The sequence below is a fragment of the Halomarina pelagica genome (assembly GCF_024228315.1).
Lineage (GTDB): Archaea > Halobacteriota > Halobacteria > Halobacteriales > Haloarculaceae > Halomarina > Halomarina pelagica.
This window is the reverse complement of the sequence record NZ_CP100454.1, coordinates 2,905,620-2,932,432: the sequence shown is the minus strand read 5'-3', so window position 1 is coordinate 2,932,432 and position 26,813 is coordinate 2,905,620. Positions and strand designations below refer to the sequence as shown.

Genomic DNA, 26,813 nt, shown 5'->3' with positions numbered 1-26,813 from the left:
CCGGAAATACCGATGGGCCGAAGGGCCACTTGAGTACCCCTACCCGCGTGGCCCCCCGGCTCGCACCCGTTCGTATTCTCCCTCATGGTATAAGTTTTCTCTTACTTGTACGTCACGATTTCGGAAACCTCACGAAGCGCGTCCAGTAGATCGCCGTCGAGGTCCGCCTCGGCCAGCGTACGGAGGGTGGCGGGCGAGCCGAACAGCAGGTCGCCGTCGGTTCCCGGCACGAACTCGGCGGTCGAGTCGGCGGTCAGCGCCGCCAGGCGTTCGCGCTCGGCGGCGGCGAGTCCCGTCACCTCGAACGTACGCGTCACGGCGTCGTCGCCGCGGTCGGGGTCGGCCCCGACCCGGTCGAGGTGGCGCGCCGCCTCGCCGGGCGTCGTCACGTCGAGTTCCTCGACGCCGACGGCCCCGTCGCGGACGCGGACGCGCTCGCGGGCGAACGCCTCGCCGACGAGCGCCGCGTCGCGCGTCGCGGCCACGTCGTGCGTTCGGATCACGTGCGCGCCGCGCTCGACGGCCATCGCGGTCGCGGCGAGGCTGACGGGGAGCGCCTCCTCGGTCGACCACCCGGCGATCTCCCGGAGGAAGTTCTTCCGGTTGATCGAGACGAGGAGGGGGCGACCGAAGCCGCGGAACTCCCGCAGGCGACGGAACGTCTCGCGGTCGTCGGCCAGGGTCTTCGCCTCCGACCAGCCGCCGAAGGCGGGGTCGAGGACGGTCTTGTCGGTGAAGCCGTTCTGCCGGAGCGCCTCGTAGACGTCGTCGACGTACGTCCGGTCGCGCCCGTCGTCGCCGCTCCGCGCCGGCCAGTCCCCCTCCTCGACCGCGCCGGGGCGTCCGAGGTCGGGGGGGCTGGCCATCTTCACGACCGCGGCGTCGAACTCCGCACAGACGCGCGGCATCTCGGGGTCGGCGAACCCGCAGACGTCGTTGACCACGTCGAACCCCCGCGAAAGCGCCGCCTCGGCGACCTCGTGGTAGCGCGTCTCGATGGAGAAGACGGCGTCGCCGGAGACGCTCCCGATCGTCTCGACGGCGGTGTCGAGGCGCGCGAGTTCCTCCTCCGCGGTGAGCACCTCGAACCGCTTGTTTGCCGACTCGAGGCCCACGTCCACGATGTCCGCCCCCTCGCCGACGAGCGACTCGTCGACGTAGGCCGCGGCCTCCCCCGGGTCGTCGAACACGCTCGGCTCGTACGGCGACTCCTCGCTGACGTTCAGCACGCCCATGATACGCGGGGGGTAGTCGTCCCCGATGCCGAGTCCCGCGGCGTCTACGTTCCGCATACCGTACGCTCGGGGCGGACGCACCAAAGGCCGACCGGTCCCGGCGCGTCGAACACCTCCGCGAGACGCCAAACACGCCGCTTTTCACGTCGCGTCGGATACCCCGACACATGGCGAAGGTGAGTATCGGGCTTCGCGGGTGGCGGTTCGACGAGGAGTCGATCCTCGACGACGACGGCGACCTGAAGCCGATGGCGCGCATCCCCGAGGACGACCGCGAACGCATCGCGCGACTGACCACGCTGGTGACCAAGCCGTGTGACGCCTGCTGGCTGATCCACGGCAAGGCGGAGCAACGCAAGTGCCGACAGGCGCAGGTCGTCTACGGCGAACCGCTCGGGGAGGTGCTGCTGTGCGACCGGCACGAGGCCGACTTCCTCTACTGGTTCCGCGAGGAGATGGGCCACGAACTGGCGGGGAGCCGGCACATGCAGAACGCCTTCCACCAGTGGTTCGCCGACGGGGGGCGCGCGCCCGACGACTACGAGGGGACCGAACACGTCGACACCGACCCGGACGGCGTGAAGCAACCCGATCCGAACCCGCAGCTCGACCCGCTCGAGGAGGAGCTGGCGAACATGAGCGAGGAGGAACGGAAGGCCCTCGGCGTCGACTTCTCCGACCTCGACGTATGATCTCGGTGGCCGTCGTCGACGCGAAGACGCCGGGGAACGTGGGGAGCATCGCCCGGGCGATGAAGAACTTCGGGCTGACCGACCTCTACCTGGTCGATCCCCCCGACCTCGACCGCGACGGCGAGGCGTACGGCTTCGCCGGCCAGGCCCGCGAGGACGTCCTCCCGAACGCGCGGGAGGTGTCGTTCGACTTCCTCGTGGAGAACTTCCACACGGTCGGCTGCACGGCGATCACGAACGAGGACGACCGCCACCACGTGCGCTACCCCTTCCGGACGCCGCGGGAACTCGCCGCGTCGCTGCGCGGCGTGCGCGCGGACACCTGCGTCGTCTTCGGCCGCGAGCGGATCGGCCTCACCAACGAGGAACTCGAACGCCTCGACGAGGTCTGCTCGATCCCGGCGAGCGCCGACTACCCCGTCCTCAACCTCGCGCAGGCCGCGACGATCACGCTCTACGAACTGCGCTCGCTGACCGTCGGGGAGACCCAGCACCCGACGGAGATCGACCGCGCGCCGGAGCGCGACGTCGAGGCGCTCCACGAGCAGTTCGCCTCGTTCGTCGACGCGGCGGGACTGGTCGAGGAGAAGCGCCCGAAGACGGTTCGCCTGTGGCGTCGGCTGCTCGGGCGCGCCCACCCGACCACCCGCGAGGTGAGCACGCTCCACGGCGTGTTCCGCCGCGCCGAGAACCGGATCCGGGATCGGGAGCCCCGGTAGCGCGCGTCGTCGTTCGGGAGGTCCCCGAACCGGGATTCGACGGATACGTATACGCCCTCGAACAAGCGACGGTAGTCGATGCGGTTCAGAACCGGAATCCTGGTCGTGCTCGTCTTCGCCGCCCTGCTCGGGGTCGGGTGGTACGGGTTCAGTCTCGTGACGGCGAGCGACGGCGACCTCCACGAGACGTGGGTGAGCGACACGGCGCGCGCGAACGACCGGAACCACCACGCCGTCGGCGTCGGACCGAACGGCTCGGTCGTCGTCGCGCCGGTCGCGGGGGTACCGGGAGTCGACGAGATGACGAACGCGACCTGTTCGCTCGTTCGACTCGCGCCCTCGAACGGGACGGTGCTATGGCGCACCGGCATGCCCGCAGAGCGGTGCTTCAGTCACGCGCTGACCGAACCCGCGATCGAGGACCTCGACGGCGACGGCACGCTGGAGGTGATCGTCGGGACGACCGAGAACGCGACGATCGTCTACGACGCGGGCGACGGGAGCGAGGAGTTCCGGATCCCGACCGAGCGCTACGGTTACAGCCGTCCGACCGTCGCCAACCTCACCGCTTCCCCCGGGAAGGAGATCGTCACCGTCGACCTCTACGGAAACCTCGTCGTCGCGACGGCGACCGGGACGCCGCGCTGGCACCACAGCTTCGGCGAGATCGTCTACGCCGAGCCGGTCGTGCGCGACGTGGACGGCGACGGGTCGCGCGACGTGCTCGTGAGCGCGCTGGACCGGACCGTCCTGCTGAACGCGAACGGCGAGGTGCAGTGGACCGTCCCCGTCGGGGGGTACGACCTCGTCACCGCGCAGGCCGACCGGGACGACCAGCCGGAGGTGTACGTCACCGACACGGCGTCCGTCGTCGCGCTCGACGGGAAGACGGGCGAGCGCGAGTGGACCGCCGACCGCCGCGGGTCCCCCCGGCTCCACGCGGTCACCGACGGCGACGGCGACGGGACCGTCGAGGTCTACCTCAGCCGGACGGACGGTCGCGTCACCGTTCTCGAGGGGACCACCGGCGACGAGGAGTGGACGACGACCGTCGCCCGGCAGGAATCGCCGTCGACCCCGCCGCCCGTGGTGGGCGACGTCACCGGTGACGGTCAGCCGGACCTCGTCGCGGTGACGGGATCGGGCACGGTCGCCGTGCTCGACCCCGCCTCCGGCGAGGAGCGCGCGGCGTACGACCGCGACGTCCCGATCCGGACGTACCCGACGCTCGCGAACGTCGACGACGATCCGGCGGCCGAGATCCTCGCCCGCTACGGCGACGGGCGCGTCGTCCTCCTGAACTACCGCGGGGGCGACGGCGGATGAGGCGCGATCGACGGTTCCACGCCCGGCGCTCACGGCGCACCCCACGTGCCCGACGTGCCCAGCGCGCTCGCCCCATCCGGCGGGCGATCCTCCTGGCCGCCGTCCTCGCGGCCGGGCTGTGCGCGTTCGCCGGGCCGGCGGCGGCCCACGGCGGCGGGGCCCGGTTCGACGCGCCGATCCCTCTCCCGTATCTCTACCTCGGGGCGGGGGCGACCGTCGCGGTGACGGCGGGCTACCTCGCGTACGCGGATACCGACTCGCCCGACTCGCGCTCACGCCCGCCGGGGATCGTCGTGGCCCGGCTCTCGGACCGGACGGGAACCCTCGTACGGCGCGCCGCGCGGGTCGCCTTCTTCCTGCTGTTCGTGACGACGATCGCCGCGGGCCTCCTCGGTCGACAGGCGGTCACGAATTTCTCGGTCGTCTTCACGTGGGCCGTCTGGCTGAAGGGACTCGCGCTCGCGTCGATGCTCGTCGGGAGTCCGTGGACCGCCCTCTCGCCGTGGCGGACGCTGTACCGGGCGACCTGCGCGGTCGAGGGGCGAGCGCTCTCCGTCGTCGAGTACCCCTCCCGGCTGGGTGCCTGGCCCGCCCTGCTCTGGTTCTGCCTCGCGGTCGGCATCGTCGAGAACCTGACCGTGATCCCGCGCGAGCCGACCCTGACGGCGGCGCTCCTCGTCGGGTACGCCGCCGTCATGTACGCCGGCGGATTGCTCTTCGGACCGACGTGGTTCCGCGACGCGGACCTGTTCGAGGTCCTCTATCGCCTGTTGGGTCGCGTCGCGCCCCTCGGGGTCGAACGACCGCCGGGGGATGGCTACCGCGTCGTCGCGCGCGCGCCGTGGCGCGAGTGTACGCGCCCGATCCGCGATCCGGCCCGCGTCGCGTTCGTCGTCGCGATGGTGTACACGGTGAGCTTCGACGGGTTCGCGGAGACGCTCTCCTACCAGTCGGTCCTCTTCGCCGTGCGCGAGCTGACCGGGGCGGGCGCGTCGGTGAGCGTTCCGATCTACCTGCTGGGGTTCGGGCTGTTCCTCGCGGCGTTCGCGCTCGTCGTCGTCGCGACCGCCACGGTCGGCCTCTCGTCCTCGCCGCGGGCCGCCGCGACGGTCGTCGCCCCGACGGTCCTCCCGATCGCCGCGGCGTACGAGTTCGCCCACAACTACGCCTACGTCGTTCGCGGGTTCGGGCGGCTCGTGACGACGGTCGCGGGGTGGTTCGACGTCGCGCTCGCCGTCGAGCCGCTGGCGTGGCTCCCGATCGCGGCGTTCTGGGGGACGCAGGTCGTCGTCATCGTCGGGGGGCACGTCCTCGCGGTCGTCGCCGCCCACGGCGTCATCGCCGCCCGGACCGACCGGCGGACGGCGACCGTCCCCCACCTCCCCCTCACGGCCCTGATGGTCGGGTACACCGTCCTGTCGCTCTGGGTCGTCTCGCGACCGGTCGCGTGACGCCGGCCCGCGTCCATCGAGGACGGACTTATCAGACCCGACGGACAACCCCCGGTCATGAGATCGTCCATCGCGCGCACCGCGTCGCTGCTCGTCGCGTTCCTCTCCGTCGCGTTCCTCGGGGCGAGCGGCGTCGCGAGCGCGCACGTCCGGTACGTCGTCGATCGCGGCGCGGCCGTCGAGGCGCTGCGCTTCCTCGTCGAGACGCTGTCGAACCCGTTCAACCTGTTCGTCCTCGGGGCGGGGGCGGTCGGACTCCTCGCCGCGCTGGGCGCGTACCTCTGGGTTCGCCCCCTCGGACGCGACGTCGACGCCGTCCGCGGGGCGCTCGCGGGGTACGACGACCTGCTCCCGTGGCTGTTCCGGCTGAGCCTCGGCCTGCCGCTGGTCGGCGCGGGCTTCAACGGTTACTACTTCTCGCCGCTCGTCCACGCCGAGGCGTTCGCGCCGGCGTTCGGCGACCTGAGCGGGGTGTTCGTCCGGCTGTTCGGTCTCGCCGTCGGCTTCCTGCTCCTGTTCGGTCTCGCGACCCGCCTCGTCGCCCTCGTCGGCCTCGCCGCGTACCTCGCGGGCGTCGTCGCCTTCCCGGCGCTCCTGCTCGCGTTCGAGTACGTCCCCGGCTTCGTCGCAATCGCCCTGCTCGGCGGCGGCCGACCGAGCGCCGACGACCTCATCGCCGCCGTCGCCGCGGACGAGCGGACCGCCTACTCCCGCGTCGACCCCGTCTACCGGCGGCTCGCGGTGCCCCTCGGCGAGCGGATCGAGCCGTACACCGCGTTCGTCCCGACCGTGGTCCGCGTCGGCCTCGGCCTCGCGTTCGCCTACCTCGGGCTGGTCGAGAAGCTCATGAACCCCGGCGTCGCGCTGGCGGTCGTCGCGAAGTACGACCTCACCGCGGTCGTCCCCGTCGGGCCGGAGCTGTGGGTCGTCGGGGCCGGGCTGGTGGAGATCCTCGTCGGCGTGATGCTCGTCCTCGGGCTGTTCACCCGGGCGTTCTCCGCCGTCGCGTTCCTCCTCCTCACCACGACGCTGTTCGGCCTCCCGGACGACCCGGTGCTCGCGCACGTCTCGCTGTTCGGGCTGACCTCCGCCCTGCTGATCACCGGCGCGGGACCGTTCTCCGTCGACGGGTGGCTCCACGAGACGATCGCGGGGCGGCGGGCGGTCGCCGCCGAGACCGACTGACGCGAGCGGCGTCCGTCACGTCACCCCCGCGTCCGCTCTCCTACGCCCGCTTCTGGATCTCCTCGCGCAGAACCGTGCTCACCACCTCGCCGTCGGCCCTGCCGCGGAGCGCGCCCATGGCCTCGCCCATGAGCGCGGAGAACGCGCCCATCCCCTCCGCCTCGACCTGCTCCCCGTTTCGCTCGACGACCTCGGCGACCGTCTCTCGCACCTCGGCCTCGTCGACGCCGGACAGGCCCGCCTCCTCGGCCGCCTCGGCCGCGGTGAGCGTCGGGTCCTCTGCGAGCGCGCGCAGCACGTCGCCGACGCCCTCCTTGGCGAGGTCGCCCGCGTCCACGAGCGCGAGCACGTCGAGGAAGTGCTCGTCGCGGAGCTGCTCGACGGGCACGTCGTCGCGGCGCAGTTCCGTCACGGTCGACTCGACCGTTCCGGCCGCGAGCGTGGCGTCGATACCGTCCTCGACGGCCGCCTCGAAGACCGGCATCCGGCGGCCGTAGGCGACCTGCTCGGCCAGCCCCGCGTCGAGGCCGTACTCCGCGACGTAGCGGTCGACCTTCTCGGTGAGCAGTTCCGGCGTCTCGACCTCCGTCGGGTCGAGCGGGACGGGCGGCACGTCCGTCTCGGGGTACATGCGGGCCGCGCCGGGGAGCGGCCGGAGGTAGCGGGAGGTGCCGTCGGCGTTCGCGCCGCGCGTCTCCTCGGGGACGCCCTCGATCGCGGAGCGGGCGCGCTCCGCCACGGCGTCGACGGCCCGCTCCGCGACCGCCCGGGAGGCGGCGACGAGCGCGACGGCGTCCGCCTCGTCCGCCCCCACCGCCTCGCGCAGCGCGGCGACTTCGTCCTCGGTGACGCCGTAGGCGGGGAGTTCGTCGGTGTGGAAAATCCCGCCCGCACCGGCGCGCTTCGCGTGGTCAGAGAACTCCGTCCCGAGACGGCGATCGGGCTGGATCTCCCGGCCGACGAGCCCGTCGAAGCCGAACAGCGGGACGGCGACTACCGCCTCCGCCGACGCGACGACGCCGCTGTCGGTGCCCTCGAAGACCTCGGTCACGTCCCGCGGCTCGCCGACGCTCGCGCCGCGCTCCCGGAGTTCCCTCCCGATCTCGACCAGTTCGACCTGCCGGCGAACCTCCTCGCGGACGATGTCGTCGATGTCGTCGAGGCTCTGGACCCCCTTGAGTTCGACCCGCGCGCCCTCCGCGATGGAGACGTTCACGTCCTGGCGGATGGTGCCGAGCCCACGCTTCACGTGTCCGGTCGAGCGGAGTAACATGCCGATCCGGGCGGCCGCGTCCCGGGCCTGCTCGGGCGAGCGGACGTCCGGCTCCGTGCCGATCTCGACGAGGGGGATGCCCAGCCGATCGAGCGAGTAGACGACGCCCTCCTCGGTCTCCTCGATCCGACCGGCGCTCTCCTCCTCCAGGAGCATGTCCGCGATGCGGACCGGCCCCTCCTCGGTCTCGATCTCGCCGTCGGTGGCGATCAGCGTCGAGCGCTGGAACCCTGACGTGTTCGAGCCGTCCACGACGATCTTGCGCATCACGTGCGCCGCGTCCACCGGGGTCGCGTCGAGCAGTTGGGCGATCTCCAGGGCCACGTCGAGCGCCTCCTCGTCGACTCGGTGGGGCGGCTCGTCGTCCTCCTCGACGAGGCAGGTCGTGTCGTATCCGAGGTACTGGAACTCCCGGTCGACGCGGCTCTCCTCCAGGGCGGCCTCGTCGATCTCGCCCAGTTCGCTGCGCGTCGGGTGGAGGTACCGCGTCACGGTGCGGACCGCCTCCTCCGGCTCGCGGCGCTCCGTCGGACAGTCACAGAAGAGCTTCGCGGCGGTGTCGAGCTGCTGGTGGATCTCGAGGCCCGCCACGAGACCGAGGTCCTCGTAGTCGTACTCGCTCATTGCTCGTGGGTGAGGCGGGGAGCGATAAAAATCCGGCCAATGCCGCGGGCGCGGCGAGACTACCTCTGGAAGAGCCCGAAGTCGCCGTCGCGGCGGCGTGGTGAGAAGCGACGGCCCGGACGTGGAGGTGAACGGCTCCGTTGCGCCGACGAGTGAGCGAACGAGCGAGTGTCCCTCCGCCGGTCGGCCGCGCCCCTCGCTCTCGCGAGCCGTCGATGCGACGTTCAGCCGTACGGATTCTCGGGTGTATCGAGGCGCATTACCCAGCCGAGGGTGTCGAAGTCACCGTCGAAGCTGTAGAGGTACTCGATGTCCTCGCGCTCCATGTACGCGGCGATGGTCGCATCGCCGAACGCGAGCCCCTCGTAGGTTTCGAAGAGGTCGACAGCGCGATGGAAGTCCTTCTGTGCGCAGTGGACGAGTTCGAAGCCCGCCGAGTCGGCGAGTCGACGGTGGAGGTCGACCGCAATATCGTGGCGCTGGCGCTCGTGAATCCAGTTCAGCGTCTCGAGCAGGGTGTAATTCGTCACCCGACCCGTCGGGAGTTCGTCGGCGTCCATCCCCCGCACGATGTCCTCTGCCCGGTCGTGACGGTCGCCGGCTCCGGTGTTCTTGTAGTCGATGAGGACGTTACTGTCGACGACCGCGACCGCCATCAGACGTCCTCCGCGAACTCCGGTTCGTATCCGGCGAGATCGTGTGTTTCGAGGCTGTCACCGCCGAGGTCGGCCTTCAGGGTGTCGTCGTCGAACGCGCCGTAGCGCTGCCGAACGACCTCGACGGTCAGCTCGCCCGTGTCGGTGGTAGCCCACCGGAGTTTGTCGCCCGCCTCGATGTCCAGGCGGCGACGGATCGCCGCCGGGATAGTGACCATCCCCCGGTCGCTCACTTTCGTCTCTTCAGTGGGAGCTGTGGTCGTCATGGCTACGTCTAGCACCTCGTAGAGCATACATGCTGCGGTACATGTGACGTGGCGACGAAAACGAACTTTTCGGCGCAACTCCGCAGCGCGGCGGGATTGCGAGGAGATGACGTGCGGGGCTCGTCCACAGTCGCGAACGAGACGAGGAGACCGATGACGGATGTCGTCGCGACGCTCAGTCCCCCCCGAGGATGCCGGGCTCGGTCATCTCGCGCGGGTCGAGGATCGCGTCGGCCTCCTCCTCGGTGACGTAGCCCTTCTCGATCGCCACCTCGCGGACGGTCTTGTCCTCCTCGAGCGCCGTCTTGCCCACCTCGGCGGCCCTGTCGTAGCCGATGTGGGGGTTGAGCGCCGTCGCGATCGCCATGGATCGCTCGACCGCCGCCTCGCAGTGCTCGCGGTCGGCCTCCAGCTTGGCGACGAAGCGCTCGCCGAAGACGTCGCTGGCGTTGGCGAGGATCTCCGCCGACTCGAGGAAGTTGTGCGCGATGACGGGCTTGTAGAGGTTGAGATCGAGTTGCCCCTCGGCGGCCCCGGCGGCCACCGCGGCGTCGTTGCCCACGACCTGCTTGTGGACCTGGTTGACGGCCTCGGCGACGACCGGGTTGATCTTCCCGGGCATGATCGAGGAGCCGGGCTGGTTCTCGGGCTGGTCGATCTCGCCCAGGCCGTTGCGCGGGCCGGAGGCGAGCAGGCGGAGGTCGTTCGCGATCTTGTTGAGCGAGCCGGCGACGACCCGCAGCGCGCCGTGGGCCTCGGCCATCGCGTCGTGGGCGGCCTGCGCCTCGAAGTGGTTGTCCGCCTCGCGGAACGGGAGGTCCGTCTCCTCGGCGATGTACTCGGCGGCGAGTTCGGGGAACTCGGGGTCGGTGTTGAGCCCCGTCCCGACGGCCGTCCCGCCGAGCGCGAGTTCGGCGAGGTGGTCGGTCGTGTCCCGGACGCGCTCGATGCCCTTCTCGACCTGCGTCCGGTAGCCGCCGAACTCCTGGCCGAGGCGGACGGGCGTGGCGTCCTGCAGGTGCGTGCGGCCGGTCTTGACGACGCCGTCGAAGTCCGCCTCCTTCGCCGCGAGTTCGTCGCTGAGGCGGGAGAGCGCCGGGAGCAGGTCGCGCTCGACGGCCTCCAGCGCGCTCACGTGCATCGCCGTCGGGATCACGTCGTTACTCGACTGCCCGAAGTTCACCTGGTCGTTCGGGTGGACGTGTCGTGAGCCGACCTCCTGTCCCAGGATCTCGCTCGCGCGGTTGGCGATGACCTCGTTCGCGTTCATGTTCGAGGACGTGCCGGAGCCGGTCTGGAACACGTCCACGGGGAACTGGTCGTCGTGCTCGCCCGCGATGACCTCGTCCGCGGCGGCGACGATGGCCTCGCCCGCCTCCTCGTCGACGTGACCGAGGTCCACGTTCGCGCGCGCGGCGGCCTTCTTCACGACCCCGAGCGCCCGGACGAACCGGCGGCCGAACGTGATCCCGGAGATGGGGAAGTTCTCCACGGCGCGCTGGGTCTGGGCACCCCAGTAGGCGTCCGCCGGGACCCGCATCTCCCCGAGACTGTCGCGTTCCGTGCGGTACTGGTTGTCGCTCATACGCGTACGAGAGTCGCGGGACGGTGGTAAAACCCACCGAAAGTCGTCCCGAGGACCCGAGAGCTATTTTTTCGATGGTGAGTAAACTTTTTGACCCCTCGTGCCAACGTATGACTATGAGCACGGGACTACACGCGACGAGCGGGGACGCGGGGGCGGGTGCGACCATCGGCGTCGGCGTCGAACTCCGCGGCTGGCTGGTCGCCCGCGCCGGCCTCGAGCGCGCGCAGATGGCGCTGTCGCCGGACGCGACGGTCGGCGACGCCGTCGAGCGACTGACCGACCGCTACGGGGTGCAGGTCCGCCCCGCGCTGCTGCAGGGCGACCGCCTCCGACACGACACCGTCGCGCTCCGACGGTCCGGCGGGGACTGGGAGCGCGTCTTCGCCGGTACGTCCCTCGAGCAGGGCGACCGCGTCCGCTTCGAGTTCCGCGAGTAGTCACGCGGCAGGCGACCGGCGAGTCGAACTCGACCCGCCGTCGTCCGCCGTCGTAGCCCGTCCCGTCCCGCTCCGTCCCGAGAGCGGTCCAGTCCGATTCGAACGGGTAGTGCTTTCTCGATCGCGTCGAAATCCACTCCCCGTGAGAGCCATCTTCTTCGACCTGGACGGGACGCTCCTCCGCCTCACGTGCGACTACGGCGACGTCCTCCGGAGCGCCGTCGCCGCGATCGAGGGGGACCTCCCCGAGGAGGCGATCGACGGCTACGGCGGGGCGTTCTACGCCCGGTTCGACGCGTGCGAGCCGGATCCCGTCCGGGGAGCGTTCGCGGAGATCGGCCTGCGCTCCGATCCCGGCGAGTTCGCGGACGCGCTCCTGGCGCACGAGGTCGAACTGTCCCGCCCGCCGAGGGGCACCGATGCGACGCTCGCGCGGCTCTCGGCGGAGTACGAACTGGGCGTCCTCACGAACGGCGTCAGGGAGTGGCAGGAGCACAAGCTGCGGGCCCACGGGCTCTTCGGGTACTTCGACGCGTTCGTCGCCTCCTACGAGGCGGGCGCGCACAAGCCCGACGCCGCGCCGTTTCGGCTCGCCGAGGAGCGACTGCCCGCCGACGAGTATGCGATGGTCGGAGACGCCGACGCCGACGTGGAGGGGGCGCGGAACGCCGGGTGGACCGCGCACCGGTACGACGGCGGGGGGTTCGGCGACCTCCCCGACGCGCTCGGGTGGGGGTAGGGCAGTCGGAGGGCCGCGCGAACGGGGCAACAGCCAACCGGCCTCGAAACCCGAGCACCGAACGCGAGCGACGGAACTACGTCCGCTGACGAGCCGGCTCGAACGGGGGTCCACGGTCGAGCGTCGGAGTCTACGCCGTGAGTGCGCTCAGACCCACTGCCCGGGGACGTATTCGAGGATCTCGCCGTGGTCGGCGTAGGCATCGGCTATCAGTTCGATCGCGTCGAGAACGACACCAGGTGCGGGGAGGCCCTCCTGGTGATAGAGGACGACACCGAACGGGAGGTCGCGTTCGAAGTCGTCGTCGCCGGTAAAGACGACCCAGTCGTTCGTGACCGCGAACGCGTCGACGTACTGTTCGTTGACGTTCTGATCACGGAGAAGACGGATACTGCCCGACACGCGTCACCTATCGGCGTCTACGGGGGCGCGCGGCTGTCGCTCGACGCGGCGACGGTTGGCTTCACGTTGCGTTCGGAGGATGTCCATCGCTTCGGAGTGCTCGTCGTAGTACTCAAGCGCCGCTATCACCTGCTCGTGAGAGAGATCGGGATAGCCGTCGAGGACGCCTTCGCCGGTCTGACCGCTCCGTCGGATGGATTCGCCGATCGCGAACACGCCGATGCGGGTCCCCTCGATGCGAGGTTTGCCGTGGAGGACGTCGGGCGTCTTCACGACGCGAGCGGTGGCCTCGGCACCCATATTATGTCGGTTATAGATCGGATGCTCGTATAGGAGTTAGGACGAATGTCCAGACCTGGCACTCGCAGCACGAACGTGAATCGGTGACGGACGTCGAAACGCGCCGACGAAAGCAGTCAGCGCGGTCCGGACGCTCGCACGCGATCGTTCGTGAAGATACACCGCCTACGACAGTCCCGCCAGCCGGTCGAGCGCGTAGACGACCCGCAGCATGGAGGTGGCGTCGTTGCGGTCGAAGACGAGTTCGTCCGTCGAGAGGACGTGCTCGAGGACGACCTCGGAGGCGTGTTCGGGGGCGGCGGCGATGCCGCAGCCGTTCGCCTCCACCCACTCCATCACGCGGAGGTCGCTCTTCGAGTCGCCCATCACGAGCGCGAAGGGGTCGTCGACGCCGAGCACCTCGAAGGCGGCCTGGACGCCGGCCACCTTGTCGAGTTCGAGGCTGCCGACCTCGGCGGCGTCGCCCTCGTAGTAGGCCACGTCGACGCGCTCGAAGAGTTCCCTCGCGTCGTCCGGGACGTCCCCCACGTCGAGGTCGGGGACGCCGCCGCGGTGTTCGAGCACCTCCCGGATCTCGGGGTCGGCGGCGGCGTAGAACGCCCGCGCGCCCTCGGGATCGCCGTCGGGAGTCGCCTCGCCGACCAGATCGAGCAGGTAGCACAGCGCGTGGTCGATGACCTCGACGGCCTCGCGGCTACCGGTCTGGTGGTTGGGCTTGAGCGTGACGTTGAACTCGTTGCCCTGCAGGTGACAGCCCCGGCGGATGTCCTCGGGGGCGTCCGAGACGACCCGCGCGCGCACCTCGTCGAACACGCCGCGCACGGTCTCGTCGAGGCCCTCGTAGAGCAGGCGCTTCGTGTCCGCCCCGTGGCCCGGCGTGAAGACGCCGTTGCCGGCCTCGTAGACGATGCTCAGCGTCCCCGAGTGGACGAGTTCGTTGCCCAGCCCCTGCGTGATGAACCCCTTGACGTTCTCCAGCGTCTGGCCGGTGCAGATGACGATCGGCATCCCCTCCTCGTGGAGTTCGGTCAGGAGGTGGAGCGTGTCGCGGGGGATCTCGTTGTCGGTCTGGCCGGCCGAGCGCAGCGTCTCGTCCACGTCGAGCACGAGCACGTTCACCGCGCGGTCGTACGTCGCGAGGAGGTCGAGCGCGGTGAACGCCTCGTCGCGCGTGGCGTGGGCGGCGACGGCGGCGAGCGTCTCGCCCGCGGGAAAGGCCGTCCGGACGGCGTCCTTCCTGCGCTCGAGTTCGTCGCTGGCGCGCCGCCAGTGTTCGAGCGCGACGCGCGACCCGATTGCGGGGAACACGTCGACGAAGTTCTGGTACTCGAGCAGCGTCTTCGCGTCGAACTCGTCGTACAGCTCGTAGAGGAGGTCGTAGTAGTTCATTCGAGCGGCTCCGTGTCGACGACGATCTCGTGGGCCTCCATGTCCTCCAGGGCGGCGACGCGCCCGCCGACGGTCACGTCGCCGTCGTCGGTCGCGAGCGTGAGCGTGGCGAGTTCGGCGGTCGGTTCGAGCGTCACCTCGGCGATGCGGCCGACGGCGGTGCGGCGCTCGCCGGTCACGACGTCGCGCCCGCGGATCCGGGCGTAGAACGTCCCAGGTTCGTCGCCGAGGTCCTTCAGACAGCGGCGGATCGAGGCGTACTGACGGGGGAACGACCGCCCCGCGACGTGATCGAGGAGCGTGTCGGCCGTCGTCCAGAGGACGGTGCTGAAGAAGCCGGAGACGAGAAAGCCGAGCGAGGAGCGATTGAAGATGACGCCGTAGCGCTCCGATCCGCCGTCGAGCGCGTCCTGCGTGGCGTAGACCGAGCGCTGCCCGTCGGCGACCGCCATCACCGGGGTGGTGAGCCCGCGGCGCGCCCGCGCCACCGTCGCGACGGCGGCGTAGTCGTACTCCTCGGGGGACGGCGCGTCGGCGGCGGGCGTCACCAGCAGTTCGACGGTCACGTCGGCCTCGACGGCGGCTTCGAGTCGATCCTCGAAGCGCGCAAGCAGGTCGGGCGTGAGCGAGCACGTGAGTTCGTACTCCGCGCTCTCGATGATCGCCTCCAGGTACCGGAGGATGCTCGGGCGGGACTTCACGAGCGAGACGGCCTCCGTCTCCCGCGTCGGGGCGGTGTAGCGGTCCGCGAGTTCCTCGACCATCGCCCCGAGCGAGGTCTGCACCTCGGGGAACACGTCGTCCGGGTCGAGCGCGACGACCCGCATCGGGCGCGACTCGCGCAACTCCACCATCCCGCGATCGCTCAGCTTGCGCACCGTGTCGTAGACGCGCGGCTGCGGGATGCTCGTGTGATCGGCGATGTCGCTCGCGGTCATCTCGCCGTGGTCGAGCACCGCGAGGTAGGCCTCGATCTCGTACTCCCCGAAGTTGAACCGCTCCCCCATCGACTCCATCCGCCGGCGGAGGTCGTCCGAACCCATGCGGCGTGTGTGCGCGCTCCGAGGCAAAATATTTACCCCACGACGAGTAGTACGTCGCTCGGAATCCAGTACTATGACAGCGCACGACCCTGCGGTAGTGACCGTCGGCGAGACGATGGTCCTCATGAATCCGAAGGAGACGGGCCCGCTCCAGTACGTCTCGGCGTTCGGTAAGCGCATCGGCGGCGCGGAGAGCAACGTCGCCGTCGGCCTCGCGCGGTTGGACCACCCGGTCGCCTGGGCGAGTCGCCTCGGCGACGACCCGCACGGTCGCTACGTCCGCGACACCATCCGCGGGACCGGCGTCGACACGCGGTACGTCCGGTTCGATCCCGACGCGCCGACCGGCCTGATGTTCAAGGAGCGGCGCGCGACCGGCGAGGGCGGGGTCTTCTACTACCGCCACGACTCGGCCGCCAGCCGCCTCGAACCCGGGGACGTCCCCGACGAGGCGCTCGCCGGCGCGTCGTACCTCCACCTGACGGGCATCACCCCGGCCCTGTCTTCGACCTGTCGCGACCTCTGTTTCGACCTCGTCGAGCGGTGCGCCGACCTCGGGGTGCGCGTCTCGTTCGACCCCAACCTCCGGTTCTCGCTGTGGTCGGAGTCGGAGATGCGCGAGACGCTCCTCCCGCTCGCGGCGGCGGCCGACGTCGTCCTCCCGGGTCTCGACGAGGGCGAGGTGCTCCTCGGGACCGACGACCCCCGTGAGATCGCCCGGGAGTTCCGCGAGCGCGGGGCCGAGGAGGTCGTCGTCAAACTCGGCGAGGACGGGGCGTTCGTGGCGGCGGAGGGCGTCGCCGAGCGCGTTCCGGCCGTGCCCGTCGAGCGCGTCGTGGATCCCATCGGCGCGGGCGACGGGTTCGCCGCCGGCTACCTGTCGGGACGGCTCGACGGTCGCTCGCCCGTCGAGGCGACCGAGCGCGCGAACGCGGTCGGCGCGCTGGCGACCCAGGTGACCGGCGACATCGAGGGGCTACCGACGCGGGAGGAACTGGCGGCGTTCCTCGACGACGACGGGCGCGACGTGAGCCGCTAGGGCGCGCCGATTCCGGTCCAGTCCACTCGGTCGCACCGGAGGTGGTCTCTGCTCGACTTCGCTCCGCTCAGTCGAACAGCTCCTCGCCCTCGACGAGGTGCTCCTCGACGGCGTCGAGGTCGAGCGTCAGGCCGAGGCCCGGCTTCTCGGGGATCTCGATGTACCCGTCCTCGATGACGGTCTCCTCGACGAGGTCGTCCCACCAGCCGAGTTCGTAGGAGTGGTACTCGACCGCGAGCGCGTTCGGGATGGCCGCGCCGACCTGCGCGCTCGCCATCGTCGCGATCGGCGAGGAGACGTTGTGCATCGCGACCGGGACGTAGTAGGTGTCCGCCATGTCGGCGATCTTCCGCGTCTCGCGCATGCCGCCGACCTTCGGCAGGTCCGGCGCGACGATGTCGACGGCCTGCTCCTCGAGCAGGCGGCGGTGGCCGTGCTTGCGGTAGACGTTCTCGCCGGCGGTGATCGGGGTCGTCGTCCCGTGGGTGACCTCCCGCTGCACGTCGTGGTTCTCCGGCGGGACGGGGTCCTCGAGCCACCACACGTCGAAGTCCTCGATGGCGCGGGCGAGGCGCTCGGCGCTGTTTGCGGTGTACGTCCAGTGACAGTCGAACGCTACGTCGGCGCGGTCCTTCACGCGCTCGGTGACGCGCTCTACGATCTCGGCCTTGTGGCGGATCTCGCCGGGGCGGAGGTGGCGGTTCGCGCGGTCCTTCTCGAAGCCGCTCGGCACGTCGAGGTCGAACTTCAGCGCGTCGTAGCCGAGGTCCTCGACGACGCGCTCTGCCTCGTCGGCGCAGGCCTCGGGGTCTGCCTCCTCCTCGGTGTGGCAGTCGCAGTAGACGCGCATCGAGTCGCGGTACTTCCCGCCGAGCAACTGGTAGGCGGGCACGTCGAGGAGCTTCCCGGCGAGGTCGTGCAGCGCGATCTCGATGCCCGAGATGGCGGTGACGGTGACGCCCTCGATCGAGCCCTCGCCGGACATCTTCTGGACGAGGTGCTCGAACAGGCGGTCGATGTCGAGCGGGTTCTCGCCGACGACGAACGGCGTCATCCGCTCGACGAGTTCGGGGACGCCCGCGCCCCAGTAGGCCTCGCCGGTGCCGACGACGCCCGCGTCGGTGTAGACGCGCACCAGCGTCCACGGGAAGTTTCCGTCGACCATCGCCGTCTGGACGTCCGTGATCTCGACGTCGCGCGCGCCGCGGTCGTTCGCGAGGCCCATCGACTCGCTGGAGAGTTCCCGCATCGTGTACTCCGCGTTCGGGTCGTGAAGCGAGGTGTAGTCCCTGGCCATGGCGGGAGTTCACTCGCCCGTTAGTAAAAGTTTGAGGCTCTCGGCTCGACGGCGTTCAGGCGAGCGGGACGATCCGCGACATGACGAGGACCACCGCCAGCCCCGTCACCGAGATGATCGTCGTCAGGACGGTCCACGTCTTGAGCGTCTCCAGTTGCGTGAGGCCGCCGATCTCCTTCACCAGCCAGAACCCGCTGTCGTTGTACCACGAGGCGATGTTGCCGCCGGCACCGATCGCCATCACGAGGTAGGCGGGGTGGACGGCGAGGCTCCCGACGAGCGGCGCGACGATGCCCGCCGTCGTGAGCATGGCGACGGTCGCGGACCCCTGCGCGACGCGAACGAGCGCGGCGATGAGCCAGGCGGTGACGAGCAGTCCGAGGCCGACGTCGGCGAGCGCCTCGGCGACGAAGTCGCCGATGCCGGCGGCCGCGAGCATCGCGCCGAACGCGCCGCCGGCGGCGGTGATCGCGGCGATGTTGCCGCCGCTCCTGAGCGCCTCCGTCAGCTGGTCGCTCCACGTCGTGTCGTCGAACGGTGCCCACCGGCGGTACGTGGCCGCCGCGGTGAGCGCGGCGGCGGTGAGCGCGAAGTTCGGGTTGCCGAGGAAGCCGGTGATCGCGGCGAGGTCGATGGGGCCGAGGACGTACGACTCGCCGAGGAAGGTCGTCACCACGGTGTTGGAGGCGACGAGGACGACCGCGAGAATCACCGGCAGGGTCGCCTCGCCGATCCCGGGGAGCCTGTCGAGCGAGCGGTTCGAGATCTCCCTGATGTCGTCGCCGGAGGTGTCCATCGCGTCGCGCAGCGGGATCTCGATGCGGCGGTTGATCCACCGCCCGTAGAGCAGCCCCGCGACGAGCGCGGACGGGACGGCGACCGCCAGGCCGACGAGGATGACCATCCCGAGACTGCCGGGGGCGACCTCGGCGGCGACGGCCAGCGGACCGGGCGTGGGCGGCACGAACACGTGCGTGGTCGCGGCACCCGCCCCGACGACGACGAGGTAGAGCGCGTAGTTGTCGCCGACCCGCGCCCGCATCGACCGCGCGAGCGGGGCCATCAGGTAGAACACGTTGTCGAAGAAGACGGGGATCGCGAGGAAGGAACTGCTCCCCCACAGGGCGATGTCGGCGTTGTCCCGACCCGTCACCGCGGTCGCGCCGCGGACGATGCGCTCCGCCGATCCGCTCTCGAGCATGGACTTCCCGATGACGGCCGCCATCAGGATCGGGATGCCGATCCCGGCCATGTTCTCGCCGAAGGCCGACGCCAGCTTCGCCGGGATCTTCGGGAGGGGAACGGCGGGCGTCACGAGTCCGACGAGGAGCGTGGCGACGACGAGACCGAGGAACGCGGGGAGGTCCAGGTACACCAGCAGGAACACGACGGCCGCGATGCCGACGGCGAACGCGACCAGCGGGCTGTACGGATATGCCATGTCGTATACGTAGACGTATTAGGTGTGATGTATCTTATTGCCACTTGTGATATTCATATAATAATGTTTAATCGCCTTGGAAGAGAAGGCGCGTCGGGGGATCCGACGCCCCCTACAGCAGGTCGAGTTCGCGCAGGTCGCGTTCGAGCGCCGCGCGGTCGGTCTCGTCCATCGTTCGCAGGGGGCTTCGGAGCGGCCCGGCGTCGAACCCGCGCAGGTCGAGGGCGGTCTTCACGCCGGCCATGTACGGCCCCCGCTTGAGGGCGTCGCGGACCCGGTACACCGTGTACTGGAGGTCGCGGGCGGTCCCGCGGTCGCCCTCGGCGTAGGCGGCGTAGAGGTCGCAGACCAGTTCGGGGAAGACGTTGGCGACGGCGCTGACCATCCCGGCACAGCCGAGGTCGAGACCGGGGAGGAGCAGCGAGTCGGAGCCGATCAGGTAGGTGAGTTCGGGGGCGTCCGCGATGACCTGCCCGAGCCACGGGACGTCCTTGCTCGAGTCCTTCAACCCCGCGATCCCGTCCAGCGCGGCGATCTCGGCGACCGCCGTCCGCGAGAGTTCGTTGCCGGTCTTGCTGGGGATGTGGTAGACGTAGACGGGGGCGTCGACGGCCTCGACGACGCGGCGGTAGTGCTCAACCGCGCCCGCGTCGTCGAGCGGGTAGTAGTAGGGCGTGACGACGACGAGGCCGTCCGCGCCCGCGTCCGCGGCGCGCTCCGCGTGGCGCAGCGTCTCGTACGTGCTCGGCGCGCCGACGCCGGCGATGACGGGCACCTCGTCGCCGACCTCGTCCGCGACGGCGGCGACGACCGACTCGCGCTCGTCCGGGGTGAGGAGCGCGAACTCGCCGTTCGTTCCGAGCGGGAAGACGGCGTGCGCGCCGCCGTCGACCACGTACCGGGCGTGGGCGGCCGTCGTCTCCGCGTCGAGCGATTCGTCCGCCTCGAAGGCGGTCACCGTCGGGGGGACGACGCCGTGCAGGGAAAGCGGGTCCACGGCGTCGTCCGGCTGGGTTCGATCGGACATCGGTTGGTGATGGTGCGCCACCGACGTAACGAGTGGGGGTCTCCGGCGCGTCGGAGGGAGCGTCCACGACCTACCGAACGGAGGCGTCCGCCGCGGCAGCGCACGTCCAGAAAGTTTTAACTCGGACTAGAATAAGTATTTTCCACGATCGCGGAGTGACCCATGAGAACGATCACCACTAGAGGGGACGGAAGCGGCCCGGAGCTGGACGAGCGACCGCGACCGGTGCCCGCCGACGGGCAGGTCCTGGTTCGCACCCTGCGCGTCGGCGTCGACGGTACCGATCACGAGGTCGTCGCCTGCGAGCACGGCGGCCCGCCGGCGGGCGAGGACCGCCTCGTGCTCGGCCACGAGGCGGTCGGCGTCGTCGCGGACGCGAACGGGACGGCGCTCGCGGAGGGGACCGTCGTCGCGCCCACGGTGCGACGACCGCCGAACGGAACCAACGAGTACTTCGAGCGCGGAGAGCCCGACATGGCCCCCGAGGGTTCGTACGTGGAGCGGGGCATCGTTGGTGCCCACGGCTTCATGAGCGAGTACTTCGTCAGCGCGCCGGAGTACCTCGTCTCGCTCCCGCGCGAACTCGCCGAGTGGGGCTTTCTCGTCGAGCCGATCAGCATCAGCGAGAAGGCGCTGGGTCACGCCGTCGCCGCGCGCTCGGCGTTCGAGTGGAACCCGGAGAGCGCCCTCGTGCTCGGCAACGGGTCGCTCGGCCTGCTCACCCTCGCGATGCTCGGCTCGCGGGCGGAACGGACCTACTGCCTCGGCCGCCGGGACCGCCCCGACCCCACGATCGACCTCATCGAGGGACTGGGGGCGACGTACGTCGACTCGCGGGAGACGCCGGTCCCGGAGATCCCGGACGCCCACGAGCCGATGGACCTCGTCTACGAGGCGACGGGCTATGCCAGACACGCCCTCGAGACGGTCGAGGCGCTCGCGCCCAACGGGGTCGGCGCGCTCGTCGGCGTCCCCGGCGACTGGACGTTCGAGGTCGACGGCGGCGCGCTCCACCGCGAACTGGTCCTGCACAACAAGGCCCTGGTCGGGACCGTGAACTCCAACGCCGAGCACTTCGAGGCCGCAGTCGAGACGCTCTCCGCGCTCCCCGAGCGGTTCCTCGACGCGCTCGTCACCGACGTCGTCGACCTCGAGGAGTACGAGCGGGCCTTCGACGACGGCGACGGCACCATTAAGACCGCGGTCGAGTTCGATACACTATGAAGAACGTAGACGACCTCATCGAGAACGCAGCGTCGCTCGCAGAACGAGGGCTCTCGAAGGGCGAAATCGCCGACGAACTGAACGTCTCGCGGGAGACCGCCCGGTGGCTGGTCGAGCGCAGCGGTGCCGCCGCCGCCGCCACGAGTCGCCGGGATTCCGACGACATCCACGTCGACTGGAGCGCCGTCGGTGCCGACTCCGGCCGGCTCGGACACGTCGGGGCGGCGCTCGCCGACCTCCTGGTCGACGCGAACGGCACCGTCGACGTCACCGTGGGGATCGAGAAGGCCGGCGTCCCGCTCGCGACGGCTGTCGCGAGCGAACTCGAGACGGACCTCGCGACGTACACGCCCCGCAAGCACCAGTGGGAGGAGGGCGACATCGAGGACCTCGGCGGGAGCTTCTCGCGCAACTTCGCGAGCGTCGAGGACCGCGACTGTTACGTCGTCGACGACACCGTCACCAGCGGGACGACCCTGACCGAGACCATCGACGCGATCCGCGAGCGCGGCGGGAACCCCGTCGCCTGCGCTATCCTCGTCGACAAGCGCGGCGTCGACGAGGTGGAGGGCGTGCCGGTCCACTCGCTCGTGCAGGTGATCCGCGTCTGATACGTCCGGTCGCCCTCGCGTCTCGCCCTCCCTCCCTCGTTCGCCCTCTCTACGAGTCGCTAGCCACTGGAAAGATTAACTCGTTATCCAGTTAACACAGGAAAGCGTTAAGTCCGTGCTCCCATATTTTCCGGATAACCTTCACAGGGGGCAACATAATGACAGAGGATGACATAGCAGGTCGGTTCTCCCGACGCACCGTGCTGAAAGGAACGGCCGCCGCGGGCGTCGCGGGGCTTGCGGGCTGTCTCGGCGGCGGCGGTGGCTCGAACGACGGGAACGGCTCCGGCGGCTCGGGTGGCGGCGGTTCCGGCTCGAACGCCCTCGAGATCCAGCACTGGTGGACGGGCGGCGACGGGTCGGCCGCCATCGAAGCGTTGCTGGCCGGGTTCGAGGAGAAGTACCCGGACGTCACGGTCAACCCCAACCCGGTCTCCGGCGGTGCCGGCGAGAACCTGCACGCGGTCATCAAGAAGCGCGTGCTGAACGACAACCCGCCGAGCACGTGGCAGGCGTGGCCCGGCGCGAACCTGACGCCGTACGTCGAGGCGGACAAGCTCCACGACATCGGCGAGTCGGTCTGGGGCGAGAACGACATGAAGAAGGCCTACCTCGATGGTCCGAAGCAGGCGGCGAAGCCCGGCGGCTCCTACGTGACGGTGCCGCTCAACATCCACCGGCTCAACAACCTCTTCTACAACGTGAGCGTCGTCGAGGACGCCGGCGTCGATCCGTCGTCGATCGGGAAGCCGAGTGACCTCGTCGCCGCGATGAAGAAGGCGGAGGACGCCGGCTACGTCGGCATGGCCCAGCAGACCAAGAGCGCGTGGTCGACCGGTCAGCTCTGGGCGCAGGTGCTGCTCGGCGAGTCGGACCCCGAGACGTACGCCGCGATCATGGAGGGGAAGGCGAAGGAGAACGCCGACGCGGTGAAGAACGCCCTCTCGGTCGTCAAGGAGTACTCGCAGTACTTCAACCGGGACGCCGGCTCGATCGGCTGGCAGGACGCGAACAAGCTCATCATCAACGGAAAGGCCGCCTTCTTCCACCAGGGCGACTGGGCCGCGGGGATGTACCGCGCTCAGGACGGCTTCGAGTTCGAGTCGGACTGGGGGCACGTCCCCTTCCCCGGGACCGACGGAGCGTACGCGCTGAACATGGACTCGTTCCCGTTCCCGAAGAACAACCCCTCGCCCGAGACGACGAAGAAGTTCCTGCGCTACGTCGGCAGCGTCGACGCGCAGAAGCGCTTCAACCCCAAGAAGGGGTCCATCCCGCCGCGCACCGACGTGCCGAAGGACGCCTTCGGCCCGTTCCTCAAGCGCCAGATGGAGGACTTCGCGAACTCGACGGCCCAGCCGCTGAGCATCCAGCACGGGCTCGCGGTGCCGCCGAAGGCGCTGACGGCGTTCGGGAGCGCGATGTCGACGTTCATCTCCGGCTACGACGTCGAGCAGGCGCAGGGGGCGATCGTCGAGGCGCTCGCTCGGTAGCGTGACCGCGCACACCACCCACGATGCGTAATCGATCACCGAACCCGCGGTCCGACGACGCCGGCGAGCGCCTCAGGGCGGACGGCGGGACGACGACGGCCACCGCCGCGCGCCGGGACGACGAGACCGGGCTCTCCCGGTACGTCTCCGATGAGTTCCTCAGCTCGCTCCCGTTCTGGCTGCCGCCGTTTCTCCTGATGGGCTTCTTCGTCTACGGGGCGATCGGCTGGAACTTCGTCATCTCGCTGACCGACTTCGCGGGGCTCCAGCTTCCGACGTACGACCCCGCGACGTGGGACTTCGAGACGTACGCGCGGGCGTTCTCGGACCCGACGTTCTGGACCGCCTTCCGGAACACCGTCATCCTGCTCGTCGTGTTCACCGCGCTCGCGCTGGTCATCGGCCTGGGCCTCGCGATCCTCATCGACCAGGGCGTCCGCTTCGAGAACGGCTTTCGAACCGTCTACCTGCTCCCGATGAGCCTCTCGTTCGTCGTCACCGCCGTCTTCTGGCGGTGGATGTACAACCCCCAGTCGGGCGTCATCAACACGGTCCTCGGGTCGCTCCTCGGACCGCTGGGGATCGACGTCCGCTTCCAGTGGCTGAGCGGCTTCGTCGACACGGGCGCGCTGGGGGCGCTCCCGCTCGTCCCCGACGTCCTCTACGTCAAGCTGTTCGCCGTCATCTTCGCGCTCATCTGGCAGTTCAGCGGCTACACGATGGTCGTCTACCTCGCCGGACTGCGCGCGATCCCGACCGAGCAGTACGAGGCGGCGCGCACCGACGGCGCGAGCACGGTGCGCATGTACTGGCGGGTCGTCCTCCCGCAGCTCCGCGCCTCGACCATCAGCGCGGCGGTCGTGCTGATGGTGTTCGCGCTCAAGGCGTTCGACTTCATCTTCGTGCTGTTCGGGGACAACCCCGGGCCGTACGGGGACATCCTCTCGACGATGATGTATCGACAGGCGTTCAGCTCGAACCAGTGGGCATACGGCTCCGCGATCGCCATCGTGCTGTTCGTGATGGCGCTGTTCGTGGTCAGTCCGTACCTCTACAGCGAGTACCGGCGGGGTGAACTCTGATGGCGAGCGCGAACGTCTCGCCGACCGATTCCGGCCAAGACGACGACGGCAACCGCCGTCGGCTGCCGGGCTCGAAGCGCCGGGCGGCGCTGTACGTCGTCCTCGTCGGCCTGTTGCTGTTCTACCTCGCGCCGCTCGAGGCCGGCCTGATGACGGCGTTCAAGACGACCCAGGAGTTCCAGCGGTCGCTCCCGCTGGTGCCGCCCGGTCCGGGCGGGTTCACGATCGAGCCGTGGACGGTCGCGGTGCGCGAGATGGCGGACGCGCTGGTCAACAGCCTGCTGCTCGCCGTCCCCGCGACGATCCTCTCCGCGCTCCTCGGGAGCCTGGCCGCTTACGGCCTGACGAACATCGACTGGCGCGGGCAGGTCGGCGTCGTCCTGCTGTTCGTCGCCGGCATCTTCATCCCGTACCAGGCGGTGCTCATCCCCCTGTCGCGGCTGTTCGCCATCGTCGACACCGCGTCGCTGCTGTCGTTCCTGTGGGGACTCCCGTTCCTCCAGGAGCACCACGCGAACCTGATCAACCTCATCGTCGCACACACGGCCTACGGGATACCGATCACGACGCTGCTGTTCCGGGGGTACTACAAGACGTTCTCCGCGGAGATGCTGGAGGCGGCCCGCCTCGACGGCGCGAGCGCCTTCCGCGTCTACCGCCGCATCGTCCTGCCCCTCTCGAAGCCGATGTTCGCGGTGACGCTCATCTACCAGTTCACGCAGATCTGGAACGACCTGCTGTTCGCGCTGGTCATCATCCCGTCGGGAAGCGGTCCCGCGGCGGTGGTGACGATGGCGCTCAACAACCTCACCGGCGGGATCATCCAGACGTTCAACACGCAGATGGCGGGCGCGTTCGTCGCGGCGCTCCCGACGCTCCTCGTCTACGTCCTGTTCGGGGACTACTTCGCCCGCGGCGTGGCGGGGGAATCATGACCGAAGACATGACGCACACGACCACTATCACGATCACGACCACGACCACTACCACAATCACCAACGGCGGGCTCGACCCGCGCACGGAGGCGGACGCGTGGCAGAGCTGACGCTCGACAGCGTCACGAAACGCTTCGACGACGTCGTCGCCGTCGACGACGTCTCGATGGACATCGAGGACGGGGAGTTCCTCGTCCTCGTCGGGCCGTCCGGCTGCGGGAAGTCGACCACCTTGCGGATGATCGCGGGGCTGGAGAGCGTCACCGGGGGAGACATCCGCCTCGGGGGACGCTCGATCGCCCACGCCAAGCCGATGGAGCGGGACATCGCGATGGTCTTTCAGAGCTACGCGCTCTACCCGCACATGACCGTCCGCGGGAACATGCGCTTCGGGCTGGAGGAGTCGACCGACCTCGCCGACGACGAGATCGAGGCGCGCGTCGAGGAGGCCGCGGACCTGCTCGACATCCCCGAACTCCTCGATCGCAAGCCGGGCGAACTCTCGGGCGGCCAGCAACAGCGCGTCGCGCTCGGCCGCGCCATCGTCCGCGACCCGGCGGTCTTCCTGATGGACGAACCGCTCTCCAACCTCGACGCCAAGCTCCGCGCGCAGATGCGAACCGAACTTCAGCGGCTCCAGGAGGAACTCGCGGTGACGACGGTGTACGTCACCCACGACCAGACGGAGGCGATGACGATGGGCGATCGCATCGCCGTCCTCGACGACGGGCGGCTGATGCAGGTCGGCACGCCGCTTGAGTGCTACCACGAGCCGGCCAACGAGTTCGTCGCCGGGTTCATCGGCGAGCCGTCGATGAACTTCTTCCCCGTCGAGCGCGACGGGGCGACGCTCGTCGGCGACGGCTTCGAGTACCCCCTCTCCGAGGAGACGCGCGCGTCGCTCGACGGGACGACGGCGCTCACCCTCGGCGTTCGGCCCGAGGACGTGGAGATCGTCCCGGTCGCGGAGACCGACCACGACTTCGAGACGGTCGCCGGCGTCGTCGAGCCGATGGGCAACGAGAACAACGTCCACCTGTCGTTCCCCGACGGGGGGGCGTTCGTCGCCGTCGTGGACGGGATGACGCACGTCGGACGCGACGAGACGGTCGTCGCGCGCATCCCCGAGGAGAGCGTCCACCTCTTCGACCGCGAGACGGGGGCGGCGCTACGCAACCGCTCGCTCGCGGAACTCGAACGGCCGGAGGCGCGACCGACCGACGACTGACCGACGACCGGCGACTAACTGGGACCGACGACTAACTGGGACCGGCGACCGACCGACGACCGACTGGCGGCCGACGATCCGGCTCCGACGCTCGCGCCCCTGTGGTCGACG

At 69.9% G+C, this 26,813-nt stretch carries 26 protein-coding genes; 14 read left to right on the top strand and 12 right to left on the bottom strand.

The genetic code is table 11. From position 1 onward, the window contains the following. Positions 1-101 precede the first annotated feature (101 nt). Positions 102-1,292 (bottom strand): dihydropteroate synthase, encoded by a 1,191-nt coding sequence (gene folP, locus NKI68_RS15220; protein WP_254543957.1) that lies wholly within the window; start codon positions 1,290-1,292, stop codon positions 102-104. A gap of 110 nt (positions 1,293-1,402) precedes the next feature. Between folP and NKI68_RS15215 the strand changes: the two genes are divergently transcribed. From NKI68_RS15215 to NKI68_RS15195, 5 genes are all read left to right on the top strand, one after another. Beyond that, the gene (locus tag NKI68_RS15215) at positions 1,403-1,927 is read left to right on the top strand and encodes a DUF8114 family protein (protein ID WP_254543956.1); all 525 of its coding nucleotides are present in this window, start codon (positions 1,403-1,405) and stop codon (positions 1,925-1,927) included. After that, on the top strand, positions 1,924-2,646 hold the full coding sequence (locus tag NKI68_RS15210) for an RNA methyltransferase (RefSeq protein ID WP_254543955.1): 723 nt from the start codon (positions 1,924-1,926) through the stop codon (positions 2,644-2,646). Before NKI68_RS15215 ends, NKI68_RS15210 begins: the two co-directional genes overlap by 4 nt. 78 nt (positions 2,647-2,724) lie before the next feature. Beyond that, entirely contained in the window at positions 2,725-3,972 is a 1,248-nt protein-coding gene (locus tag NKI68_RS15205) for an outer membrane protein assembly factor BamB family protein (protein ID WP_254543954.1), read from the top strand. Then, a complete protein-coding gene (locus NKI68_RS15200) occupies positions 3,969-5,423 on the top strand; it encodes a hypothetical protein (RefSeq protein WP_254543953.1) in 1,455 nt (484 codons plus the stop codon). The genes NKI68_RS15205 and NKI68_RS15200 overlap by 4 nt, the downstream gene beginning before the upstream one ends. Positions 5,424-5,480: 57 nt before the next feature. Continuing rightward, complete coding sequence (locus tag NKI68_RS15195; RefSeq protein ID WP_254543952.1) at positions 5,481-6,608, top strand: DoxX family protein; 1,128 nt, start codon at positions 5,481-5,483, stop codon at positions 6,606-6,608. A gap of 40 nt (positions 6,609-6,648) precedes the next feature. Here the strand turns inward: NKI68_RS15195 and gatE are convergent, their stop codons facing one another. From gatE to NKI68_RS15175, 4 genes are all read right to left on the bottom strand, one after another. Then, positions 6,649-8,505: a Glu-tRNA(Gln) amidotransferase subunit GatE gene (gatE, locus tag NKI68_RS15190; RefSeq protein WP_254543951.1), complete on the bottom strand. Its 1,857-nt coding sequence runs from the start codon at positions 8,503-8,505 to the stop codon at positions 6,649-6,651. A gap of 224 nt (positions 8,506-8,729) precedes the next feature. After that, entirely contained in the window at positions 8,730-9,161 is a 432-nt protein-coding gene (locus NKI68_RS15185) for a type II toxin-antitoxin system VapC family toxin (RefSeq protein ID WP_254543950.1), read from the bottom strand. Further along, positions 9,161-9,427 carry an AbrB/MazE/SpoVT family DNA-binding domain-containing protein gene (locus tag NKI68_RS15180; protein ID WP_256562689.1) on the bottom strand — a complete coding sequence of 89 codons (267 nt, stop codon included), beginning with the start codon at positions 9,425-9,427 and terminating at the stop codon, positions 9,161-9,163. Before NKI68_RS15180 ends, NKI68_RS15185 begins: the two co-directional genes overlap by 1 nt. A gap of 175 nt (positions 9,428-9,602) precedes the next feature. Continuing rightward, complete coding sequence (locus tag NKI68_RS15175; protein WP_254543949.1) at positions 9,603-11,012, bottom strand: class II fumarate hydratase; 1,410 nt, start codon at positions 11,010-11,012, stop codon at positions 9,603-9,605. A gap of 116 nt (positions 11,013-11,128) precedes the next feature. Between NKI68_RS15175 and NKI68_RS15170 the strand changes: the two genes are divergently transcribed. Continuing rightward, positions 11,129-11,452, top strand: coding sequence for a hypothetical protein (locus NKI68_RS15170; protein WP_254543948.1), 324 nt, complete (start codon positions 11,129-11,131; stop codon positions 11,450-11,452). A gap of 142 nt (positions 11,453-11,594) precedes the next feature. After that, on the top strand, positions 11,595-12,191 hold the full coding sequence (locus tag NKI68_RS15165; RefSeq protein WP_254543947.1) for an HAD family hydrolase: 597 nt from the start codon (positions 11,595-11,597) through the stop codon (positions 12,189-12,191). Positions 12,192-12,338: 147 nt separating this feature from the next. Here NKI68_RS15165 and NKI68_RS23830 read toward each other — a convergent pair whose 3' ends face one another. From NKI68_RS23830 to trmB, 4 genes are all read right to left on the bottom strand, one after another. Continuing rightward, positions 12,339-12,593 carry a hypothetical protein gene (locus tag NKI68_RS23830; RefSeq protein WP_368410845.1) on the bottom strand — a complete coding sequence of 85 codons (255 nt, stop codon included), beginning with the start codon at positions 12,591-12,593 and terminating at the stop codon, positions 12,339-12,341. Positions 12,594-12,596: 3 nt separating this feature from the next. After that, the gene (locus NKI68_RS23825; protein WP_368410844.1) at positions 12,597-12,893 is read right to left on the bottom strand and encodes a DUF433 domain-containing protein; all 297 of its coding nucleotides are present in this window, start codon (positions 12,891-12,893) and stop codon (positions 12,597-12,599) included. 165 nt (positions 12,894-13,058) lie between these two features. Further along, the gene (locus NKI68_RS15155) at positions 13,059-14,282 is read right to left on the bottom strand and encodes an HAD hydrolase family protein (protein WP_254543945.1); all 1,224 of its coding nucleotides are present in this window, start codon (positions 14,280-14,282) and stop codon (positions 13,059-13,061) included. Continuing rightward, entirely contained in the window at positions 14,279-15,325 is a 1,047-nt protein-coding gene (gene trmB, locus NKI68_RS15150) for an HTH-type sugar sensing transcriptional regulator TrmB (protein ID WP_254543944.1), read from the bottom strand. Before trmB ends, NKI68_RS15155 begins: the two co-directional genes overlap by 4 nt. A 73-nt stretch (positions 15,326-15,398) precedes the next feature. On the opposite strand from trmB, the gene NKI68_RS15145 reads away from it, so the two are divergent. After that, positions 15,399-16,364: a sugar kinase gene (locus NKI68_RS15145; protein ID WP_254543943.1), complete on the top strand. Its 966-nt coding sequence runs from the start codon at positions 15,399-15,401 to the stop codon at positions 16,362-16,364. Between the two features lie 67 nt (positions 16,365-16,431). Here NKI68_RS15145 and NKI68_RS15140 read toward each other — a convergent pair whose 3' ends face one another. From NKI68_RS15140 to NKI68_RS15130, 3 genes are all read right to left on the bottom strand, one after another. Beyond that, on the bottom strand, positions 16,432-17,661 hold the full coding sequence (locus NKI68_RS15140) for a mandelate racemase/muconate lactonizing enzyme family protein (protein WP_254543942.1): 1,230 nt from the start codon (positions 17,659-17,661) through the stop codon (positions 16,432-16,434). A 55-nt stretch (positions 17,662-17,716) separates the two neighbouring features. After that, positions 17,717-19,102 carry a GntP family permease gene (locus NKI68_RS15135; protein ID WP_254543941.1) on the bottom strand — a complete coding sequence of 462 codons (1,386 nt, stop codon included), beginning with the start codon at positions 19,100-19,102 and terminating at the stop codon, positions 17,717-17,719. A 112-nt stretch (positions 19,103-19,214) separates the two neighbouring features. Then, positions 19,215-20,129: a dihydrodipicolinate synthase family protein gene (locus NKI68_RS15130; RefSeq protein WP_254543940.1), complete on the bottom strand. Its 915-nt coding sequence runs from the start codon at positions 20,127-20,129 to the stop codon at positions 19,215-19,217. Between the two features lie 162 nt (positions 20,130-20,291). Between NKI68_RS15130 and NKI68_RS15125 the strand changes: the two genes are divergently transcribed. The 6 genes from NKI68_RS15125 (at position 20,292) to NKI68_RS15100 (ending at position 26,702) form a co-directional block, all read left to right on the top strand. Then, entirely contained in the window at positions 20,292-21,353 is a 1,062-nt protein-coding gene (locus NKI68_RS15125) for a glucose 1-dehydrogenase (RefSeq protein ID WP_254543939.1), read from the top strand. Beyond that, the gene (gfcR, locus tag NKI68_RS15120; RefSeq protein WP_254543938.1) at positions 21,350-21,964 is read left to right on the top strand and encodes a transcriptional regulator GfcR; all 615 of its coding nucleotides are present in this window, start codon (positions 21,350-21,352) and stop codon (positions 21,962-21,964) included. The genes NKI68_RS15125 and gfcR overlap by 4 nt, the downstream gene beginning before the upstream one ends. A 158-nt stretch (positions 21,965-22,122) precedes the next feature. Continuing rightward, the gene (locus NKI68_RS15115) at positions 22,123-23,457 is read left to right on the top strand and encodes an ABC transporter substrate-binding protein (protein ID WP_254543937.1); all 1,335 of its coding nucleotides are present in this window, start codon (positions 22,123-22,125) and stop codon (positions 23,455-23,457) included. Positions 23,458-23,480: 23 nt separating this feature from the next. Next, positions 23,481-24,539, top strand: a complete 1,059-nt coding sequence (locus tag NKI68_RS15110; RefSeq protein WP_254543936.1) for a carbohydrate ABC transporter permease — start codon at positions 23,481-23,483, stop codon at positions 24,537-24,539. Continuing rightward, positions 24,539-25,474, top strand: a complete 936-nt coding sequence (locus tag NKI68_RS15105; RefSeq protein WP_254543935.1) for a carbohydrate ABC transporter permease — start codon at positions 24,539-24,541, stop codon at positions 25,472-25,474. The genes NKI68_RS15110 and NKI68_RS15105 overlap by 1 nt, the downstream gene beginning before the upstream one ends. A 97-nt stretch (positions 25,475-25,571) precedes the next feature. Then, the gene (locus NKI68_RS15100) at positions 25,572-26,702 is read left to right on the top strand and encodes an ABC transporter ATP-binding protein (RefSeq protein WP_254543934.1); all 1,131 of its coding nucleotides are present in this window, start codon (positions 25,572-25,574) and stop codon (positions 26,700-26,702) included. The last annotated feature ends 111 nt before the right edge of the window (positions 26,703-26,813 follow it).